1 protein-coding gene is annotated in these 2641 nt (G+C 65.3%); it reads left to right on the forward strand.

The window, feature by feature from the left end:
• The coding region (locus tag HDG34_RS40015; protein WP_184069233.1) for a hypothetical protein at positions 1 to 2641 on the forward strand (2641 nt) is incomplete at both ends.

Consider the following 2641-nt stretch of genomic DNA (forward strand, 5'->3'; position numbering starts at 1 on the left):
GTTCGCCCTTGCCCACCAGCGTCGGCGTCGTGTCGTCCGTGCTCTCACCATTGCCCACCGGACCCTGAACCAGACCCACGTCGTCAATCACTTCGTCAATGACCGGCTGGTCCGGCGCATCAACATCGGCATCGGCATCGGCATCGGCATCGGCATCGGCATCGGCATCGGCATCGGCATCGGCATCGGCATCGGCATCGGCATCAGCATCAGCATCGGCATCCGCATCGGCATCCGCATCGGCATCCGCATCGGCATCCGCATCGGCGTCAGCATCCGCATCCGCGTCAGCGTCAGCGTCAGCGTCAGCATCGGCATCCGCATCCGCGTCAGCATCCGCATCAGCGTCCGCATCGGCATCCGCGTCAGCATCGGCATCGGCATCGGCATCGGCATCCGCGTCAGCATCGGCATCGGCATCCGCATCGGCGTCAGCATCCGCATCCGCATCCGCATCGGCATCCGCATCCGCATCGGCATCGGCATCCGCATCCGCATCCGCATCAGCATCCGCATCCGCATCCGCATCCGCATCGGCATCCGCATCAGCATCCGCATCAGCATCCGCATCAGCATCCGCATCAGCATCCGCATCAGCATCAGCATCGGCATCCGCATCGGCATCGGCATCGGCATCAGCATCAGCATCAGCATCCGCGTCAGCATCCGCATCGGCATCGGCATCGGCATCAGCATCGGCATCGGCATCGGCGTCAGCATCCGCGTCCGCATCGGCGTCAGCATCCGCGTCCGCATCGGCATCGGCATCAGCATCAGCATCAGCATCAGCATCCGCATCGGCATCGGCATCCGCATCGGCATCCGCATCCGCATCGGCATCCGCATCCGCATCCGCATCCGCATCCGCATCCGCATCGGCATCCGCATCCGCATCCGCATCCGCATCAGCATCCGCATCCGCATCAGCATCAGCATCAGCATCCGCATCAGCATCCGCATCCGCATCCGCATCCGCATCCGCATCCGCATCGGCGTCAGCATCCGCATCCGCGTCCGCGTCCGCGTCCGCATCGGCATCCGCGTCGGCATCGGCATCGGCATCAGCATCGGCATCCGCATCGGCATCCGCATCGGCATCCGCATCGGCATCCGCATCGGCATCGGCATCCGCATCCGCATCCGCATCCGCATCCGCATCGGCATCGGCATCCGCGTCAGCATCGGCATCCGCGTCAGCATCGGCATCCGCGTCGGCGTCAGCATCCGCATCCGCATCAGCGTCAGCATCCGCATCCGCATCCGCATCCGCATCGGCATCGGCATCCGCATCCGCATCCGCATCGGCATCGGCATCGGCATCGGCATCGGCATCGGCATCCGCATCCGCATCCGCATCCGCATCCGCATCGGCATCCGCATCCGCATCCGCATCCGCATCCGCATCCGCATCCGCATCCGCATCAGCATCCGCATCCGCATCCGCATCAGCATCAGCATCCGCATCAGCATCCGCATCAGCATCCGCATCCGCATCCGCATCGGCATCCGCATCGGCATCGGCATCGGCATCGGCATCGGCATCGGCATCGGCATCGGCATCGGCATCGGCATCGGCATCGGCATCGGCATCGGCATCAGCATCGGCATCAGCATCGGCATCAGCATCGGCGTCGGCGTCGGCGTCAGCATCGGCGTCAGCATCCGCATCCGCGTCGGCATCCGCATCGGCGTCAGCATCCGCATCCGCATCCGCGTCAGCATCCGCATCCGCATCCGCATCAGCATCAGCATCAGCATCAGCATCAGCATCAGCATCAGCATCCGCATCGGCATCCGCATCCGCATCCGCATCCGCATCCGCATCCGCATCCGCATCCGCATCCGCATCCGCATCGGCATCCGCATCCGCATCCGCATCCGCATCCGCATCGGCATCCGCATCCGCATCCGCATCCGCATCCGCATCCGCATCCGCATCCGCATCAGCATCCGCATCCGCATCCGCATCCGCATCCGCATCCGCATCAGCATCCGCATCCGCATCCGCATCCGCATCCGCATCGGCATCCGCATCGGCATCGGCATCGGCATCGGCATCGGCATCGGCATCGGCATCGGCATCGGCATCGGCATCGGCATCGGCATCGGCATCGGCATCAGCATCCGCATCAGCATCCGCATCAGCATCAGCATCCGCGTCAGCATCCGCATCCGCATCGGCATCGGCATCGGCATCGGCATCGGCATCGGCGTCAGCATCCGCATCCGCGTCCGCATCGGCGTCAGCATCCGCGTCCGCGTCCGCATCGGCATCGGCATCAGCATCAGCATCAGCATCAGCATCCGCGTCAGCATCCGCGTCAGCATCCGCATCCGCATCCGCATCGGCATCGGCATCGGCATCGGCATCGGCATCGGCATCCGCATCCGCATCCGCATCTGCATCGGCGTCCGCATCCGCATCAGCATCCGCGTCGGCATCGGAATCAGCGTCCGCATCCGTATCGTCGTCCACTGCACCCGGCGGCGTCTGTTCATCCACTACAGCAGGAGCGCTGCCGCCATTACCACCACCGCTCGCGGCAGCAATCCCCGCACCCAGCGCGGCAAGCGCACCCAGGCCCAGGAGGCCGAAGCCCACCAGACCGACACCCGGCGCGGCAACGAGATTCGCGCCGAA

It is taken from the genome of Paraburkholderia sp. HC6.4b, from assembly GCF_014200875.1.
Lineage (GTDB): Bacteria > Pseudomonadota > Gammaproteobacteria > Burkholderiales > Burkholderiaceae > Paraburkholderia > Paraburkholderia tuberum.